Source organism: Tomitella biformata AHU 1821 (assembly GCF_000524475.1).
Taxonomy (GTDB): Bacteria; Actinomycetota; Actinomycetes; order Mycobacteriales; family Mycobacteriaceae; genus Tomitella; species Tomitella biformata.
This window is the reverse complement of sequence record NZ_BAVQ01000098.1, coordinates 1-1,103: the sequence shown is the minus strand read 5'-3', so window position 1 is coordinate 1,103 and position 1,103 is coordinate 1. Positions and strand designations below refer to the sequence as shown.

Genomic DNA, 1,103 nt, shown 5'->3' with positions numbered 1-1,103 from the left:
GTTCTCGTGTGGTTATTCTCGTTGTGGCGGTGGTTGACCGTCCGGCCCAGGAAAATCGGGTGTCTCACGTAAATATTCGTCCGGATGATGAAAATGGTTGACCAGACCCAACCGCAGCGGATCCATGAACGCCGGCGGATGCCACAACGTGCGCAACCCGAACACCCCACCCGGCGGAGCCGTAGTCGTCACCCACTGCGTAGGGCCCGGGCCGATAAGCCGATGATGCATCTCGCACGCGAACGTCAACCGGTCAATATCACTACAACCATGCTTGGCTGCCCACTCGTCCATGTGGTGGGTTTGGCAGTAATAACCCGGCCGCGGGCACCCCGGGAACGTGCAGCCTCGATCCCCGGCATAGAGCACCAGACGCTGATCGGCGGTGGCCAACCGTGTCCCGCGGCCCAAATATAGAGGCCGGCCATCATCGTCGAAAACCAACAAATACTGGTAAGCGTGAGCGGCCATCCGGATCGCGTCGCGGATCGGGATGAGTGTCCCGCCGCCGCTGATCGCCTTCCCCGTGGCCGCCTCAAGGTCTTTGAGCGTCATGGTGATCACCGCGGTCACCGGCAGCCCGCGGTGCTGGCCCAGCGAAGGATCAGACAACAGTGAGTTAAATCCGAAGGCGAGGGCGTCGGCGTTGCGGAGCCAGTACGGACGCATATCCAGCGCGGCGGCCGCGGCCAACGCTGCGGCATCACAACCTGTGGAGTCGCTCGCGGGAGCAGGGGCGGGAGGCAGCCCGAGATCAAGCTCCGGCTCGGGTTCCGGCGGCGGGGGCAGTTCCTGCGCCGGGGAATCCGATTCCGGCTCCGGCCAGTCCGGACGAGCCCCACTCCCATCCCCATCCCCATGCCCGTGCGCATTGCCCTGCCCGTGCTCGTGCTCGTGCTCGTGCCCAGAACAGTGCCCGTCCCCACCACCACTCACGGGCTCGTCCCCGCCTGGTGCCGCGGGCGGGTGCACCGTCTTCCCGTCCTCACCGACCTCCCCGCCGCATGTGGGGCAGGACCGCCGACGCCGTCGCCTGACCGGCGGCGGATCCAGCGGCGGGGGAGGCTGCGGGATGGGCTCCGGTATGATCACCGGGTCCTCAT

The 1,103-nt window shown here is 66.4% G+C and carries 2 protein-coding genes; one reads left to right on the top strand and one right to left on the bottom strand.

What is annotated here, in order from left to right; all coding sequences use genetic code 11:
* Window positions 1–12: 12 nt before the first annotated feature.
* Window positions 13–693 carry an HNH endonuclease signature motif containing protein gene (locus TBIF_RS26040; protein WP_024796973.1) on the bottom strand — a complete coding sequence of 227 codons (681 nt, stop codon included), beginning with the start codon at window positions 691–693 and terminating at the stop codon, window positions 13–15.
* 165 nt (window positions 694–858) lie between these two features.
* Here TBIF_RS26040 and TBIF_RS26395 point away from each other — a divergent pair.
* A partial coding sequence (locus TBIF_RS26395; protein WP_235174960.1) for a hypothetical protein occupies window positions 859–1,103 on the top strand: 245 nt, incomplete at its 3' end.